The following is a 15,313-nucleotide window of genomic DNA, read 5'->3' on the forward strand; positions in this document are numbered from 1 at the left end:
CGCCGAAACCGTCCGGCCGACGTCGGCCCCGCTACGCGGCACTCCCGTCGAGGAGATCGGACTGGTCGCCCGCTGGCTGGAGGACGACGGCGTCCGCATCGTCCGGTCCACCCACGGGTGGGCGGAACCGGCCCGCGGTGCGGGCGCGTGGACGCGCTGGCTCGACAAGGCACGGGACGCCGCACACGCCGACGCCCCGCACCTTCTACGCTGAGCACACCCGCGAGGCACACCCGCGAGGCACACCCGCGAGGCACACCCGCGCAAGAGTAAGGAGCGCTCATGATCAACGCCATCGTCCTGATCGACGCCGAGGCCGCCCGCATTCAGGAGGCCGCGCAGGCCGTCGCCGATCTGAACGGAGTCGACAAGGTGTACTCGTGCGCGGGCGACGTCGATCTGATCGCTGTCGTCCGGGTTCGCGACCACGAGCAGATCGCCGAGGTCGTCACCGGCGGCATCAACAAGGTCGACGGCGTCGTGCGCACCGTCACGCACATCGCGTTCCGGTCGTATTCGAGTTCCGACGTCGACGCGGGATTCTCGATCGGCGAGTAGCCGCGCGGATCAGTCGACGGCGCCGAGTCGGGTGGTGGTTGCCGCCCAGGTCGCCAGCACCCGCTCGGCGCCACCGCCATCGATTGCAGCGCCCGCGTCCTCGAGGCCTGCGGCGATCGCGTCGTCGAGACTTCCGCCGACCCCGCGGTACGCGGCGATGGCCGCGGCCGCGTTGAGCAGCACCGCGTCACGTACCGGCCCGGTCTGCCCGGCCAGGGTCGCGCGGGCGATCGCCGCGTTCTCCGCGGCATCTCCGCCGCGGAGCGCGTCGATCGGTACCCGGCCGATGCCGAGCACCGTCGGATCGAACGTCTGCGTGCGTACCTCACCGTTGTGCACGACGTGCACCGTCGACGTCGTCGACAGGGTCAGCTCGTCGAGTCCGTCGTCGCCGCGGACGACGAGCGCGGAGTTGCCTCGCCTGGCGAGTACGCCGGCGATCGTGTCGAGTAGAGCCGGGAACGCGCAGCCGATCAGCCCGGCGCGGGGGCGCGCCGGGTTCGTGAGCGGTCCGAGCACGTTGAACACGGTCGGGATCGCGATCTCCTTACGGGTGGGACCCGCGAATCGCAACGCGGGATGGAAGACCGGCGCGAAACAGAATCCGATACCGGCCTCGGCCACCGATCGGGCAACCTGCTCCGGACCCAAGGCGATGTGCACACCGAGCGCTTCGAGAACGTCGGCGCCGCCGCTCTTGGACGACGCCGCCCGGTTGCCGTGTTTGACCACGCGGATCCCGGTCGCGGCGACGACCATCGCCGCCATCGTCGAGATGTTGACCGTGTCCGCGCCGTCGCCACCGGTGCCGACGATGTCGACGGTGTCGTCGTCGACGGGCACGAGACGCGCGTGGCTCAACATCGAATCGGACAGGCCGAGTACTTCCTCGGGTGTTTCACCTTTCATCTTGAGGGCGACTCCGAACGCGGCGATCTGCGCGGACGTCGCATTGTCCGACATGATCTCGTCCATGGCCCACTGGGCTTCGGCCCGGGACAGGTCGCGGCCGGCGGTCAGCGTGCCGAGTACCGCCCGCCAGTTCGTCGTCACCTGGTCCGCCGGTCGTTCCGCGTTCATCGCACCCACCTTCGCCACACCTCGCTCCGCCACCGGGCACCCCGTGTGTCCCTTGCGCGGGAAGCTTAGCCAGCGGTGGAGTCGGGCTGCAGGGCGTCCCATCCGGTAGCAGTGCCACCGAGTCGCTGAGCGAGCCCCGCCATCCGGGACTTCTCCTGCGCACAGTGCATCGGGTCGAGGATCTGCACCCGCTGGAGGACGAGCCCGGTCCGGCCGTCCGCCGGGGTGCGCACCGGGTCTGCCTTCACGTATCCGTCCTGCCCCGCAAGTTCGACGGCCCGATCGACGGCATCGGCGGGAAGTTCGAGATGGTGCCGGAGTACGGCTTCGTCGGTGTCCGTCCAGCACGGCGCCGTCGCTGCTCCCCGCTCGAGTGCCCCGGAGCAGGACTCGGCGTCGTCGAAGGACGACACCACCACGGCCAGGTCCGGCCGACCCGGGTCCAGGGGCGGACGGCGACCACCCGTCAGTACCTGCCGCAGACGTTCCCAGATTCCTGTGACACCGCTCATACACACCACGATCGCACGGCCGCGGACGGGGGTGCGCAGCCAGGTCGCTGCACGCCCGGGACCAGGCAATAACCTGCGATGACGCGCCGAATTCCGCCCCGATTGCCCAAGACTTACTACGACGGGTCATACTAGCCAGCGTGACGAGCGCAGTAGGGACTTCAGGAACTGCAATCACCCAGCGCGTGCACTCGCTGAACCGGCCCAACCTGGTCAGCGTCGGCACCATCGTGTGGTTGTCCAGTGAGCTCATGTTTTTCGCAGGGCTCTTCGCCATGTACTTCGTGGCCCGGGCACAGGCACCGGAGGGTTTGTGGCCTCCGCCGCCCACCCATTTGAACTTGTGGCTGGCGGTGCCGGTGACGTTGGTGCTGATCGCATCGTCCTTCACGTGCCAGTTGGGCGTGTTCGCAGCGGAGCGCGGCGACGTGTTCGGGCTGCGTCGGTGGTATGTCGTCACCCTGATCATGGGCACGTTCTTCGTCCTCGGCCAGGGCTACGAATACATCACGCTGGTCAAGGACGGAACGTCCATCTCGAGCAGCGTGTACGGCTCGGTGTTCTACATGACCACCGGCTTCCACGGCCTGCACGTGATCGGCGGCCTGGTCGCGTTCGTGTTCCTGTTGGTCCGCACCCGGGTCAGCAAGTTCACACCGGCTCAGGCCACCGCCGCGATCGTCGTGTCGTACTACTGGCACTTCGTCGACATCGTGTGGATCGCACTGTTTGCCACGATCTATTTCATCCGTTAGCCAGCTGTACGCCCAGGCAGCCCCCTGACGTCCAGTCCGTCCCGACATACAAAAAGGGATACAGATGAGTTCATCCCCACCTCTCACACCCGAGGGTGATATGCCCGGTCAGGCCGAGGCAGCGTCCGCTGCCCGGTCTCGTCGTCAGCGCAAGTTCCGTCGTCGCCTCACCGGCGCGCTGGTGCTCGCGCTCGGCCTGCTCAGCGCCGGCTTCCTCGCCTCCGCGCTGACCCCTGCCCCGCAGGTGGCAACGGCGAACGAGGACCAGTTGGCGTTGATCCGCAAGGGTCAGCAGCTCTACGAGACCTCCTGCGTCACCTGTCACGGCGCCAACCTGCAGGGTGTCGAGGATCGCGGACCGTCGCTGATCGGTGTCGGTGAAGCCGCCGTCTACTTCCAGGTGTCCTCCGGCCGCATGCCTGCCTCGCGCAACGAGGCCCAGGTTCTGCGCAAGGAACCGAAGTTCGACGCTGCGCAGACCGACGCGCTCGGCGCATACATCCAGGCCAACGGCGGCGGCCCGACCGTCATCCGTGACGAGAACGGTGAGATCGCCCAGTCCTCGCTGCGCGGCGACGACGTGGCCCGAGGCAGCGAATTGTTCCGCCAGAACTGCGCTTCGTGTCACAACTTCACCGGTCGCGGCGGTGCACTGTCGTCCGGCAAGTTCGCGCCGAATCTCGATCCGGCAAACGAGCAACAGATCTACACCGCGATGCTCACCGGCCCGCAGAACATGCCGAAGTTCTCGGATCGTCAGCTCACGCTCGACGAGAAGCAGGACATCATCGCGTACGTCAAGGCGTCGAGCGAGACGGCCGACCCGGGCGGATACGGACTCGGCGGGTTCGGCCCCGGCGCCGAGGGTCCGGCAATGTGGGTCGTCGGCATCGTTGCGGTCGTCGGTGCTGCACTGTGGATCGGAGCAAGGTCATGAGTGGCGACGAAACGCCGAACAAGCACTCGATCGAGGATCTCGATCAGATGAGCCGCGACGATCTCGTCGCGCTCGGCACGAACCTCGACGGCGTCGACGTCGTGTTCCGCAAGGATCGGTGGCCTGTCGAGGGCACCCGCGCGGAGAAGCGCGCAGAGCGGAACGTCGCATTCTGGTTCGCGTTGGCCGGTGTCGCGGCCCTCGCGTTCATCGGCATCTATCTCTTCTGGCCGTGGGAGTACCAGAGCCCGGGCGAGGAGAACTACACCTTCTTCAACCTGTACACGCCGCTGCTCGGCCTGACGCTCGGTCTGGCGATCCTCGGGATCGGCGTCGGTGCGGTGCAGTTCACGAAGAAGTTCATCCCCGAAGAGGTGTCGATCCAGGATCGACACGACGGTCCCTCCAGCGAGGTGGACCGCAAGACGATCGTCGCCGAACTGGCCGACTCGCTCGACACCTCGACGCTGCCCCGCCGCAAGCTCATCAAGCGGACCGCGATCTTCGGCGGCGGCGCATTGGGTGTCGGTCTGATCATGCCGCTCGGCGGTCTGATCAAGAACCCGTGGGCCGAGGGCGACGAATCCTCGCTGTGGGTGTCCGGCTGGACGCCGACCTACCCGGGCGAGACGATCTACCTGCGTCGCGACACCGGCCGCCCCAGCGACATCGTGCTGGTCCGCCCCGAGGACCTCGACGCCGGTGGCATGGAGACGGTCTTCCCGTTCCGGGAATCGGATCGCGGGGACGACCACGCACTGCTCGCCGGCCTGCGGGGTATCCGCAACGCCGTCATGCTGATCCGTCTGCGCACCGAAGACGCCGAACGCGCCATCAAGCGCAAGGGCCAGGAGAGCTTCAACTACGGCGACTACTTCGCCTTCTCGAAGATCTGCACCCACCTGGGCTGCCCGACGTCGCTGTACGAGCAGCAGACCAACCGCATTCTCTGCCCGTGCCACCAGTCGCAGTTCGATGCCCTGGAGTACGGCAAGCCGCTGTTCGGACCTGCTGCCCGTGCCCTACCGCAGCTGCCCATCACAGTGAACGAAGAGGGTTTCCTCGTCGCCAACGGTGACTTCATCGAAGCCCTCGGCCCGGCATTTTGGGAGCGTCGACCATGAGTACCGCCACACCGTCCCGCGCTGCCGAAGCTGCGGAGAACATCGACTTGCGCTACCACCCAGCCGCTGGTCTTCGGCGTCAGATCAACAAGGTGTTCCCCACCCACTGGTCCTTCCTGCTGGGTGAGATCGCGCTCTACAGCTTCATCATCCTGCTCATCTCGGGTGTGTTCCTGACGCTGTTCTTCGATCCGTCGCTGGCACACGTCACCTACAACGGCGTGTACACGCCGCTTCGTGGCGTCACCATGTCCCGCGCCTACGAGACAGCCCTGAACATCTCCTTCGAGGTGCGCGGCGGCCTGTTCGTCCGCCAGATCCATCACTGGGCAGCACTGATGTTCGCGGCGTCGATCATCGTCCACATGATGCGTATCTTCTTCACCGGTGCGTTCCGTCGCCCGCGTGAGGCCAACTGGGTGATCGGTTCGCTGCTGCTCATCCTGGCGATGTTCGAGGGCTTCTTCGGCTACTCGCTGCCCGACGACCTGCTGTCCGGCACCGGTCTCCGGGCCGCGTTCTCCGGCATCACCCTGAGCATCCCCATCATCGGTACGTGGATGCACTGGGCGATCTTCGGCGGCGACTTCCCCGGCGAATTGATCATCCCGCGCTTCTACGTCCTGCACGTGTTGCTCATTCCCGGCATCATCCTGGCGCTGATCGCCGCGCACCTCGCGCTGGTCTGGTACCAGAAGCACACGCAGTTCCCCGGCCCGGCCCGCACCGAGCAGAACGTCGTGGGTGTTCGTATCCTGCCGGTGTTCGCGGTCAAGTCCGGTGCGTTCTTCGCAATGACCTTCGCTGTGCTGGCACTGATGAGTGGTCTGCTACAGATCAACCCGATCTGGAACATCGGCCCGTACAACCCGTCACAGGTGTCCGCGGGATCGCAGCCCGACTTCTACATGATGTGGACGGACGGTCTGGCCCGTACCTGGCCGGCCTGGGAGCTGTACCTGTTCGACCGCTACACGATTCCCGCGGTGTTCTGGGTCGCGGTCATCATGGGCCTGGTCTTCGTGGTGATGACGCTCTATCCGTGGATCGAGAAGAAGCTCACCAAGGACGACGCGCACCACAACCTGTTGCAGCGTCCGCGGGACGTTCCGGTCCGGACCGGTATCGGCGCGATGGCGATCACGTTCTACGTGGTGCTCACGCTCATGTGCATCAACGACCTGATCGCGTACAAGTTCGACATCTCGATCAACGCGACCACGTGGATGGGCCGTATCGGCATGGTGATCCTGCCGCCGCTCGCCTACTACATCGCGTACCGGTTCTGCCTCGGCTTGCAGCGCAGCGACCGCCAGGTACTCGAACACGGCATCGAGACGGGCATCGTCCGCCGCCTGCCGCACGGTGAGTACATCGAGATCCACCAGCCGCTCGGCCCGGTCGACGAACACGGCCACCCGATTCCGCTGGAATACCAGGGTGCCACGGTGCCGAAGCGGATGAACCGCCTCGGCAGTGCCGGCAAGCCCGGTGTCGGCAGCTTCCTCACCGCCGATCCGGAGGACGAGGCGGCAGCGCTCGAGGCGGCTCACCACGAAGCCGAGATCGAGCAGCGGACGGTCCTGCGGGAATACCAGAACCGCGCGCACGGCCTCGAAGCCGGCAGCGGCGACGGCGACGGTCACGCGCACTGACGCACACCGCCGAAATCAAGGGGTAGGGCCCCGAACCACACGGTTCGGGGCCCTACCCCTTTCACGTACCTCACCGTGCCCGAGTACCGGATCGTCGTTCTTCGCACTTCTCCCGCCGCCCGAGCAGCAGGTAGGTTCCCGGCCACGGTGAGCAACGGATTCCTACCGATATCGCGGGCCGAGGACGGCGCGATCCGGGGTGCCGTATCGATCAGTGGTCGTCGTAGTGATCGTCGTGCGCGGCATGCCGATGCCCATCGTGCAGGTAGTCGACGTGATCACCGTGCGGGACCGCGACGTGCCCACAACCGTGCCCGTGGACGTGATCGTGGCCTTCGTGCCGCACGTGGCCGGTGGTTTCACACTCGTCGAAATGACCGTCGTGTTCGCGGTGCAGGTGCCCGTCGTGCACGTAGTCGACGTGATCACCGTGCGGGACCGCGACGTGCCCACAAGCGTCACCGTGGCTGTGACCGTGATCGGTGTGTTCGAGATGGTCGCTCATGAAGGACTCCTCAGGGAAACCGAACCTGGCAGGTACTCATCCTCAAGTGTCGCATCGGCGGCGCGGTTCCGAACCTGTTCGCGCGGCACCGAGCGTAGGCGCAGAGAGCAGGCGTGGGCGCAGGGAGCACAATGGGCGCCGCACCCGAAGGTACGGCGCCCATTGAGCGGAAGGTGTCCGGCGTCAGTGCTTCTCGGGTCCGAGATGGTATTCGAACACCAGGCCGGCTGCTGAAGCAATGATCAGAAAGACGGCGATCACGATCATCCACGGATGGAAGAACGCCAGGGAAACCGCGGCGAACGCGGCGGAACCCGCAAGCAGGATCGGCCAGTAGCTACCGGCACTGAAGAAACCGAGGTCGCCGGCACCATCGCTGACCTCGGCGTCCTCGTAGTCCTCGGGTCGGGTGTCGAGGCGACGCGCGACGAACCGGAAGTAGGTTCCGATGATCAGGGTCAGGCCTGCCGAAAGCACGATCGCGGTGAGGCCCGCCCACTCGATACCAGTGTTGGACAGTCCGGTGAACGTTCCGTACACGATGGCGACGAGCACGAAGAACACCGTCACGACCTCGAAGAGCTTGGCTTCGATCTTCATATCAGCACTTGTCCTTGTCGATGATGGGTTCGGTCACTCGCCGGCGACGCCGCTGGCCGAACGATCGGTGCGGTCGGTCTTGAACGGGGACGTGGTGGTCGCGACGGGCGATTCACCGATCTCTGCGAGCGCCTCCGCATTGTTCAGGCCCCGGCCACCCTCGGAAGTGGGCTTACGCAGCTCGATGTACTGCGCGAACTTCTCCGGCGACACCGCGCGAACCTCGAAGTTCATCATCGCGTGGTAGGTGCCGCACATTTCGGCGCAGCGACCGACGAACGCACCCTCACGCTCGATCTCGGAGATCTGGAAGACCGGATCGGAGTTGTTGTTCCGCGGATTCGGATTCACGTCACGCTTGAAGAGGAACTCGGGAACCCAGAACGCGTGGATGACGTCGGACGAGGCCAGCTCGAACTCGATGCGCTTTCCGGTCGGCAAGACCAGGACCGGGATTTCGTTGCTGGTGCCGATCGTCTCGATCTTGTCGTAGTGCAGGTACGACAGGTCCTCGACCGGAGCGCCGTGAACCGGCGGAACCGCGGCATGCTCACCGCCCTCGGCGGCAGCATGCTCGGGTTGCGCCACAGCTTCCTGCGCCTCGTAGTCGATGCCGTCGTACTTCGCGGCGCCGTCACCGAGATCGATGGTGCGGTAGCCGAACTTCCAGTTCCACTGGTAACCGGTGACGTCGACAACGACGTTCGGGTTCTCTTCCTTGTCCAGGACGTAGTTCTGAACCACGACGGTGAAGTAGAAGAGCACACACACGGCCACGAACGGAGCCGCCGTGTAGACCAGCTCGAGGGGCACGTTGTACGCGGTCTGCCGCGGGAACTCCGGGGAGTCCTTCTTCTTACGGTGGAAGATGATCACCCAGAAGGTCAGACCCCACACCAAAATACCCATGACGAGGGCGGCGACAACCGACCACGTCCACAGTTCACGCATACGCTCGGCTTCGGGCGTCACGCCCTCCGGCCAGCCGAAACGAAGGACTTCTTCGCTGGAGCACCCGGTCAACATCATGGCTGCAATGCCAAGAGATGCTGCGAGCCCGAACCGCCGAAGGATCCGACCTTGCGCCACGTTCACGCCTTCCTGATCGCCGCAATTCCATCAGGGCAACCCCGGAGGGCAGGCCCAATTACTACGCAGCGTAGACCAAACCGGCGCGCTATCCACCCCCGGGGCGCGAAGAACGTGTCGATCCTGAGACATTGTGTCGTCGGGCGGCGGGATGCCACCGGGTGACCGACGACGTCACAGCGACTTTCCGGGTATGCCGCGCACTGCCGGGGAAACCCCGCTACGGCATACTCCACTGGACGAACGTCGGCGCCCGAGGCGAAGTTCCCGAGCGGACCGACACTCCCTATCAGGAATCGAGGTATCGGACGCGTGTGCGGATTGCTCGGGCTACTGACCACTGACGGCACCAGCGACGACGCCGCTGCTCTGGTCGACTCCGCCATGCACTGCTTGCGCCATCGTGGACCGGACGAACACGGCACGTGGCACGACGGCGACCTGATCTTCGGATTCAACCGCCTGTCGATCATCGACATCGCGCATTCGCATCAGCCGCTGCGCTGGGGCCCGCAGGACCAGCCCGACCGGTATGCCCTGACGTTCAACGGCGAGATCTACAACTACCTCGAGTTGCGCCAGGAACTCACCGAGGAGCACGGTGCCGTCTTCGCGACCGAAGGTGACAGCGAGACGATCGTCGCGGCATTCCATTTCTGGGGCGCGGACGCGGTACGGCGCCTGCGCGGCATGTTCGCGTTCGCCGTCTGGGACACCCACACCCGTGAACTGTTCCTGGCCCGCGACCCGTTCGGCATCAAGCCGCTGTTCCTGGCGACCGGATCGGGCGGAACCGCATTCGGTAGCGAGAAGAAGAGTCTGCTCGAGCTTGCCGATCTCATCGGCATCGGGACAGAACTGGATCCGCGGGCGATCGAGCACTACACAGTGCTGCAGTACGTTCCCGAGCCCGAAACGCTGCACCGGCAGATCCGTCGTCTCGAGTCGGGGTGCTTCGCACGGGTCCGGCCCGGCGGTGAGCCCGAGATCACGCGCTACTTCGAGCCGCGCTTCCCGGTTCGACCGTTCGCGGCCGGCCGCGACAACGACAGGTACCGCGAGATCGCGGAGGTCCTCGAAGATTCCGTCGCCAAGCACATGCGTGCGGACGTGACGGTGGGATCGTTCCTGTCCGGTGGTATCGACTCGACGGCGATCGCAGCACTCGCCATACAGCACAACCCGAATCTGGTCACGTTCACCGCCGGTTTCGAACGCGAGGGGTATTCGGAGGTCGACGTGGCCGCCGAGTCGGCTGCCGCGATCGGTGCTCGGCACGTCGTGCGGGTGGTCTCGCCTGCCGAGTTCGCGGCGGCGATCCCGGAGATCATCTGGTACCTCGACGATCCGGTTGCCGATCCGGCGCTGGTGCCGTTGTGGTTCGTCGCCAAGGAAGCCCGCAAGCACGTCAAGGTGGTGCTGTCCGGGGAGGGCGCGGACGAGTTGTTCGGCGGCTACACCATCTACCGCGAACCGCTGTCGCTGAAGCCGTTCGAGTACCTGCCGGCCGGGTTGCGGCGTGCCGCGGGCAAATTGTCCGAGCGGATCCCCGAGGGCACGCGCGGCAAGTCCCTGCTGCATCGCGGTTCGATGCCGCTCGAGGAGCGGTACTACGGCAACGCCCGCAGTTTCAACGACGCGCAGTTGCGTGCGGTGCTGCGAGACTTCCGACCCGAGTGGACGCATCAGGACGTGACGGCGCCGATCTACGCGCAGTCCGCCGGGTGGGACCCCGTCGCCCGCATGCAGCACCTGGACCTGTTCACGTGGCTGCGCGGCGACATCCTCGTCAAGGCCGACAAGATGACGATGGCGAATTCGCTGGAACTGCGCGTCCCGTTCCTCGATCCCGAGGTGTTCCGGGTGGCGTCGCAGATTCCGCTCGAGCAGAAGATCACCACGAAGCGACGGGGAAGTTCGCTGCCGACGAGCAAGTATGCGCTGCGGCAGGCGCTCGAGGGCATCGTGCCGCCGCACGTGCTGCATCGCGCCAAACTCGGTTTCCCGGTGCCGCTGCGGCACTGGCTGTCCGGTACGGAACTGTTCGACTGGGCGCACGAGCAGATCGCCGAGTCCGGCACCGATCACATCTTCGACAAGGCCGCAGTGGCGCGGATGCTGAACGAACACCGGGACGGCGTGTCCGACCACAGCCGTCGCCTGTGGACGGTTCTGTGCTTCATGGTGTGGCACGGCATCTTCGTCGAGAATCGGATCGTGCCGCAGATCCAGGAGCCGGTGTACCCCGTCAACCTGTAGGCGCGCTGCGCGCCCGTGTGCCTTTTGGGCCCCTGGACGGGCCCAAAAGGCACACGGGCGGCGGAGCCGCCTTACAGGCGGGCGGCGATCTCCTCGGCGGCGCCCGCACCGTAGGCGTCGGTCAGCCGCTTCAGAGCGTCGGCGCGGTCGAACACCCATTCCTGGGTTCCGGTGGTCTCGAGTACGTACACGGCGACGAGGCAGCCGAGTTGGGCGGCACGTTCGAGCGAAAGACCCGAGCGGTGACCGAGCAGGAAGCCGGCACGGAAAGCGTCACCGACACCGGTCGGGTCGACCTTTGCCCGCTCCGGCACGACTTCCACCCGAATCCAGTTGCCCTGTGCATCGACGATCTCGACGCCGTCACCACCGAGCGTCGTGACCCGCATCCCGACCTTCGCGCGGATCTCGTCTTCGGTCAGGCCCGTCTTCTGTTGCAGCAGACCCCACTCGTACTCGTTGGTGAACAAGTACGCGGCCCCGTCGATCAGCCGGGCCGCCTCGTCACCGCTCAGACGTGCGAGCTGCTGGGAAGGGTCGGCAGCGAACGGCACACCCAATTCCCGGCACTCGTCGGTGTGCCGGGCCATCGCCTCGGGATCGTTCGCGCCCACGAGCACCAGATCCACGCCGTGGGCCTTCACGACCTCGGCGAGGGAAATATCGCGGGCCTCGGACATCGCGCCCGGGTAGAACGACGCGATCTGCGCCATGTCCACGTCGGTGGTGCACACGAAACGTGCCGTGTGCGCCTTCGTCGACACGAGGACCGAATCGCAGTTCACGCCGTTGGTTTCGAGCCAGGTCCGGTAGTCGGCGAAATCGGCACCGACCGCACCGACGAGCACCGGATCGCCACCGAGCACACCCATGGCGAAAGCGATGTTGCCGCCGACACCACCTCTACGGACGACGAGATCATCGACCAGGAAGCTGAGCGAAATATGGTTGAGCTGGTCGGCGAGGAGTTGCTCGGCGAACCGACCGGGAAATCGCATCAGGTGGTCGGTCGCGATGGAGCCGGTCACGGCTATGGTCACGGTGCAGTGCCTTTCGACGGGGGGCGGAAACCGGGCTCACACGCTACCCGCACGACGTCAGGGCCCCGGCACCTCATGGTGCCGGGGCCCTGACGGACGAACTCGGCCGGACCGACGGATTCTCAGTTGAAGGAATCGCCGCAGGCACAGGAGCCGGTGGCGTTCGGGTTGTCGATCGTGAATCCTTGCTTCTCGATGGTGTCGACGAAGTCGATCGACGCACCTTCGACGTAGGGAGCGCTCATGCGGTCGACGGCGAGCTGGACGCCCTCGAAGTCCACGATGAGATCACCGTCGAGCGACCGGTCGTCGAAGAACAGCTGGTACCGGAGTCCGGCGCAGCCGCCGGGCTGCACTGCGATCCGCAGCGCGAGGTCGTCACGGCCTTCCTGATCGAGCAGAGCCTTCGCCTTCGCGGAGGCCGCCTCGGTCATGATGACGCCGTGGGTGGCGGTCTCGTCCTGCACAGTCATGGGCACTCCCTGGTCGTTCGTGTCGAGCAATCGTTGCGGCAGGTCGTGTCGATCGATCGGTTGAGACGACCCGATGTGTCAACGGTACCGCGCAGACGTCTATTCCTCACCCACCGCGGGGGCGTGATTGCCGTCTCGACACCGACCGAGTGTCGGGGTGATTTCCCCACGTGTCCCGATATCCCATAGCCTGGTGGGGTGAAGTTGCTACGCCGCGGAAATTCCGACGAATCCGACAGTCACGACGCGTCGTCGTCCGGCAGCGCCGACGGCACCGCGTCCGAGGCCACATCCACGCCGTCCGACACCTCGCTCGCCGGCGGCAAGGAGACCGCAAGCAAGGGGCGTCCGACACCCAAGCGTCGCGAAGCCGAGGGCCGTCGTCGCGGACCGGTGGCACCCGCACCGACGACTGCGAAAGAAGCGAGGGAACGCAAGAAGGCCGCGCGCAAGTCCCTGTCGAAGGACGAGCGCAAGGTCCAGGCCGCCGAGCGGCGTGCCGCCGCATCCGAGCGCCGCAACCGCATGCTCGCCGGCGAAGAGAAGTTCCTGCTGCCGCGCGATCGCGGCCCGGTCCGCGCATACGCCCGTGACCTCGTCGACAGCCGCCGCAACCTGGTCGGCATGTTCATGCCGCTCGCACTGGTGCTGATCGCAACCATGTTCCTGGGTCCGGTCATCCAGCAGTACGTCACACTCGCGATGTTCGTGATGATGCTGCTGATGGTCATCGAAGGGATCTACCTGGGCAGGATGATCAACAAGAAGGTGCGGGAGCGATACCCCGATTCGACCGAGGGCGGTTTCGGACTCGGCTGGTACGCGTTCGTCCGGGCCTCCCAGATCCGTAAGCTGCGGGCCCCGCTGCCGCGCGTCAAGCCCGGCGACGCCATCTGACGTCCCGCATTCGGTGGTGCGGCGCGTGCCGACATCACGAACAGCACTTCCCCGGCACAGGCCTCCGGATTCACGGAGTCCTGTGGCCGGAAGCGATCGAGGCGTCGCCTGGAGTTGCCCGTCCACCGGACACTCGGGCGGCGCCGAAAACGGTACGAAGCTGCGCTCTCCGTCGCCGCCGACAGCGACCGAAGCACCGCCCGTCGTCGAACTTCCCGCAATCGCGTGGTTGGTAGCGTCTAGTCCGATTCCCCTCGCGAAAGGTGCACTTTGTTGAGCAGCGACCCGGCGGACGCCACCCTCGACATCACATTCCCGCCCGTCGTGGCTCCGGACCGGGAGATTCGTCGACGTGCCGACGCCCGCCAGCTCACGCTCACCAAACCCGTCGGCTCGCTCGGCCGGCTCGAGGACCTCGGTTGCTGGATCGCCTCCTGTCAGGGCGAGGTGCCGCCGCACCCGTTCCGCCGGCCCCGCGTGGTGGTGTTCGCCGGAGATCACGGCATCACCCGCCACGGTGTCTCGGCGTATCCACCGGAGGTCACCGCGCAGATGGTCGCGAACTTCGTCGCCGGTGGCGCTGCGGTGAACATCCTCGCGGCCGTCGCCGGTGCCGGGGTGCGGGTCGTCGACATCGCCGTCGACGCCGACACCGACCCGTCCGTTTCGGGTTTCAAGATCCGCCGTTCCAGCGGTTCCATCGACCGTGAGGACGCCCTCACCGAGGACGAGACGTTCCGCGCGGTCGCGGCGGGCCGAGCGATCGCCGATCGGGAGATCGACGAGGGCGCCGATCTGCTGATCGCCGGCGACATGGGCATCGGCAACACCACCCCCGCGACGGTGCTCATCGCGACCCTGACCAACACCGAGCCGGTCGCCGCGGTCGGCCGCGGTACCGGCATCGACGATGTTGCCTGGATGCGTAAGGTCACCGCGATCCGCGATGCGATGCGCCGCGCCCGCCCGCACACCCGCAGTCCGATCGCGCTGCTGCGCACGGCCGGGGGTGCGGACTTCGCGGCGATGGCGGGGTATCTCGCGCAGGCCTCGGTGCGGCGCACTCCGGTGCTGCTCGACGGTGTCGTCGTGACGGCGGCCGCGATGATCGCCGAGGAGTTCGCGCCCGGTGCGCGGGACTGGTGGGTGGCCGGTCATCTGTCCGCCGAACCGTCCCACGCACTCGCGTTGCGTCATCTGAATCTCGAACCGATCGTCGACCTCGGGATGCGACTCGGTGAGGGGTCCGGCGCGGTCGCCGCGTTGCCGGTATTGCAGGGCGCGGTGTCGGTGCTCGCGCACATGGCCACATTCGACGAGGCCGGTGTCAGCGGCCGCGACACCAATCCTGCCTGCGACGCCAACCCTCCCGGCGGCACAGCCCCCGCCTGCGACACCGCTGTCACTCCCGGCCTGCGCAAAGAATGATGAGCGGGTTGCCGCTCGCGCTGTCCTGGCTGACGGTGCTGCCGGTGCGCGGGCCCGCCGACATCGACAGATCCGCCGCGTCCCGCGCGATCGGTGCGGCACCGGTCACCGGTGTGCTGCTCGGAGCGGCGGCTGCGACGGTGCTGTGGCTGCTCACGACCGCGGGATGTGCACCCCCGCTTGCCGGGCTGCTGTGCGTCGGGTTCCTCGCCGTCGCGACCCGCGGAATGCACGTCGACGGTCTCAGCGACACCGCCGACGGTCTCGGCTGCTACGGGTCGCCCGAACGTGCCCGCGACGTCATGCATTCCGGCGGTGCCGGTCCGTTCGGTGTCGTCACGCTGGTGGTGGTACTGGGAGCGCAGGCGTGGTCGTTCGGGGCGCTCGCGGAGGCGGGCGCG

Annotated in this window: 16 protein-coding genes and 1 pseudogene; 10 read left to right on the forward strand and 7 right to left on the reverse strand. The window is 66.4% G+C overall.

All coding sequences use genetic code 11. The annotated features are described in order from the left end of the window. Together WAX14_RS14645 and WAX14_RS14650 are read left to right on the forward strand one after the other, a co-directional pair. A pseudogene (locus tag WAX14_RS14645) lies at positions 1-214 on the forward strand (hypothetical protein); the annotation flags it as partial. Positions 215-282: 68 nt separating this feature from the next. Next, the gene (locus WAX14_RS14650; protein ID WP_422628782.1) at positions 283-558 is read left to right on the forward strand and encodes an Lrp/AsnC family transcriptional regulator; all 276 of its coding nucleotides are present in this window, start codon (positions 283-285) and stop codon (positions 556-558) included. A 9-nt stretch (positions 559-567) separates the two neighbouring features. On the opposite strand, the gene trpD is transcribed toward WAX14_RS14650, so the two are convergent. Together trpD and WAX14_RS14660 are read right to left on the reverse strand one after the other, a co-directional pair. Beyond that, complete coding sequence (trpD, locus tag WAX14_RS14655; protein WP_422628783.1) at positions 568-1,638, reverse strand: anthranilate phosphoribosyltransferase; 1,071 nt, start codon at positions 1,636-1,638, stop codon at positions 568-570. A 65-nt stretch (positions 1,639-1,703) separates the two neighbouring features. Further along, positions 1,704-2,150 (reverse strand): hypothetical protein, encoded by a 447-nt coding sequence (locus tag WAX14_RS14660; protein ID WP_422628784.1) that lies wholly within the window; start codon positions 2,148-2,150, stop codon positions 1,704-1,706. A gap of 140 nt (positions 2,151-2,290) precedes the next feature. Here WAX14_RS14660 and WAX14_RS14665 point away from each other — a divergent pair, with 140 nt between their 5' ends. The 4 genes from WAX14_RS14665 to WAX14_RS14680 all read left to right on the forward strand — a co-directional run bounded on the left by WAX14_RS14665 (position 2,291) and on the right by WAX14_RS14680 (position 6,621). Then, a complete protein-coding gene (locus WAX14_RS14665) occupies positions 2,291-2,905 on the forward strand; it encodes a cytochrome c oxidase subunit 3 (RefSeq protein ID WP_422628785.1) in 615 nt (204 codons plus the stop codon). Positions 2,906-2,969: 64 nt separating this feature from the next. After that, entirely contained in the window at positions 2,970-3,842 is an 873-nt protein-coding gene (locus tag WAX14_RS14670) for a c-type cytochrome (protein WP_422628786.1), read from the forward strand. Beyond that, positions 3,839-4,966 (forward strand): ubiquinol-cytochrome c reductase iron-sulfur subunit, encoded by a 1,128-nt coding sequence (locus tag WAX14_RS14675; protein WP_422628787.1) that lies wholly within the window; start codon positions 3,839-3,841, stop codon positions 4,964-4,966. The genes WAX14_RS14670 and WAX14_RS14675 overlap by 4 nt, the downstream gene beginning before the upstream one ends. Continuing rightward, complete coding sequence (locus WAX14_RS14680; RefSeq protein ID WP_422628788.1) at positions 4,963-6,621, forward strand: cytochrome b; 1,659 nt, start codon at positions 4,963-4,965, stop codon at positions 6,619-6,621. The genes WAX14_RS14675 and WAX14_RS14680 overlap by 4 nt, the downstream gene beginning before the upstream one ends. A 211-nt stretch (positions 6,622-6,832) precedes the next feature. On the opposite strand, the gene WAX14_RS14685 is transcribed toward WAX14_RS14680, so the two are convergent. From WAX14_RS14685 to WAX14_RS14695, 3 genes are all read right to left on the reverse strand, one after another. After that, positions 6,833-7,126: a hypothetical protein gene (locus tag WAX14_RS14685; protein ID WP_422628789.1), complete on the reverse strand. Its 294-nt coding sequence runs from the start codon at positions 7,124-7,126 to the stop codon at positions 6,833-6,835. 183 nt (positions 7,127-7,309) lie between these two features. Beyond that, complete coding sequence (locus WAX14_RS14690; RefSeq protein WP_422628790.1) at positions 7,310-7,726, reverse strand: cytochrome c oxidase subunit 4; 417 nt, start codon at positions 7,724-7,726, stop codon at positions 7,310-7,312. 33 nt (positions 7,727-7,759) lie between these two features. After that, on the reverse strand, positions 7,760-8,821 hold the full coding sequence (locus WAX14_RS14695) for a cytochrome c oxidase subunit II (protein ID WP_422628791.1): 1,062 nt from the start codon (positions 8,819-8,821) through the stop codon (positions 7,760-7,762). A 306-nt stretch (positions 8,822-9,127) separates the two neighbouring features. On the opposite strand from WAX14_RS14695, the gene asnB reads away from it, so the two are divergent. Then, the gene (gene asnB, locus WAX14_RS14700) at positions 9,128-11,074 is read left to right on the forward strand and encodes an asparagine synthase (glutamine-hydrolyzing) (protein ID WP_422628792.1); all 1,947 of its coding nucleotides are present in this window, start codon (positions 9,128-9,130) and stop codon (positions 11,072-11,074) included. A 71-nt stretch (positions 11,075-11,145) separates the two neighbouring features. Here the strand turns inward: asnB and WAX14_RS14705 are convergent, their stop codons facing one another. Both WAX14_RS14705 and WAX14_RS14710 read right to left on the reverse strand, forming a co-directional pair. Then, complete coding sequence (locus tag WAX14_RS14705; protein WP_422628793.1) at positions 11,146-12,114, reverse strand: carbohydrate kinase family protein; 969 nt, start codon at positions 12,112-12,114, stop codon at positions 11,146-11,148. A 122-nt stretch (positions 12,115-12,236) separates the two neighbouring features. Then, positions 12,237-12,587 carry a HesB/IscA family protein gene (locus WAX14_RS14710; protein WP_422628794.1) on the reverse strand — a complete coding sequence of 117 codons (351 nt, stop codon included), beginning with the start codon at positions 12,585-12,587 and terminating at the stop codon, positions 12,237-12,239. A gap of 198 nt (positions 12,588-12,785) precedes the next feature. Here WAX14_RS14710 and WAX14_RS14715 point away from each other — a divergent pair, with 198 nt between their 5' ends. The 3 genes from WAX14_RS14715 to WAX14_RS14725 all read left to right on the forward strand — a co-directional run. Further along, positions 12,786-13,484: a DUF3043 domain-containing protein gene (locus tag WAX14_RS14715; RefSeq protein WP_422628795.1), complete on the forward strand. Its 699-nt coding sequence runs from the start codon at positions 12,786-12,788 to the stop codon at positions 13,482-13,484. A 273-nt stretch (positions 13,485-13,757) separates the two neighbouring features. Beyond that, on the forward strand, positions 13,758-14,912 hold the full coding sequence (gene cobT, locus WAX14_RS14720) for a nicotinate-nucleotide--dimethylbenzimidazole phosphoribosyltransferase (protein ID WP_422628796.1): 1,155 nt from the start codon (positions 13,758-13,760) through the stop codon (positions 14,910-14,912). Then, a partial coding sequence (locus WAX14_RS14725) for an adenosylcobinamide-GDP ribazoletransferase (RefSeq protein WP_422628797.1) occupies positions 14,912-15,313 on the forward strand: 402 nt, incomplete at its 3' end. The genes cobT and WAX14_RS14725, both read left to right, overlap by 1 nt.

Origin of the sequence: Rhodococcus sp. (in: high G+C Gram-positive bacteria), from assembly GCF_049299235.1 — a bacterium.
In the GTDB taxonomy this organism is placed as follows: Bacteria; Actinomycetota; Actinomycetes; order Mycobacteriales; family Mycobacteriaceae; genus Rhodococcus.

Bases quoted from the DNA above. Each gene is read 5' to 3' on its own strand.
- WAX14_RS14670 (WP_422628786.1), top strand. From the start codon at position 2,970: ATGAGTTCATCCCCACCTCTCACACCCGAGGGTGATATGCCCGGTCAG.
- WAX14_RS14660 (WP_422628784.1), bottom strand. From the start codon at position 2,150: ATGAGCGGTGTCACAGGAATCTGGGAACGTCTGCGGCAGGTACTGACG.
- WAX14_RS14710 (WP_422628794.1), bottom strand. From the start codon at position 12,587: ATGACTGTGCAGGACGAGACCGCCACCCACGGCGTCATCATGACCGAG.
- WAX14_RS14675 (WP_422628787.1), top strand. From the start codon at position 3,839: ATGAGTGGCGACGAAACGCCGAACAAGCACTCGATCGAGGATCTCGAT.
- WAX14_RS14685 (WP_422628789.1), bottom strand. From the start codon at position 7,126: ATGAGCGACCATCTCGAACACACCGATCACGGTCACAGCCACGGTGAC.
- trpD (WP_422628783.1), bottom strand. From the start codon at position 1,638: ATGAACGCGGAACGACCGGCGGACCAGGTGACGACGAACTGGCGGGCG.
- WAX14_RS14680 (WP_422628788.1), top strand. From the start codon at position 4,963: ATGAGTACCGCCACACCGTCCCGCGCTGCCGAAGCTGCGGAGAACATC.
- WAX14_RS14690 (WP_422628790.1), bottom strand. From the start codon at position 7,726: ATGAAGATCGAAGCCAAGCTCTTCGAGGTCGTGACGGTGTTCTTCGTG.
- WAX14_RS14650 (WP_422628782.1), top strand. From the start codon at position 283: ATGATCAACGCCATCGTCCTGATCGACGCCGAGGCCGCCCGCATTCAG.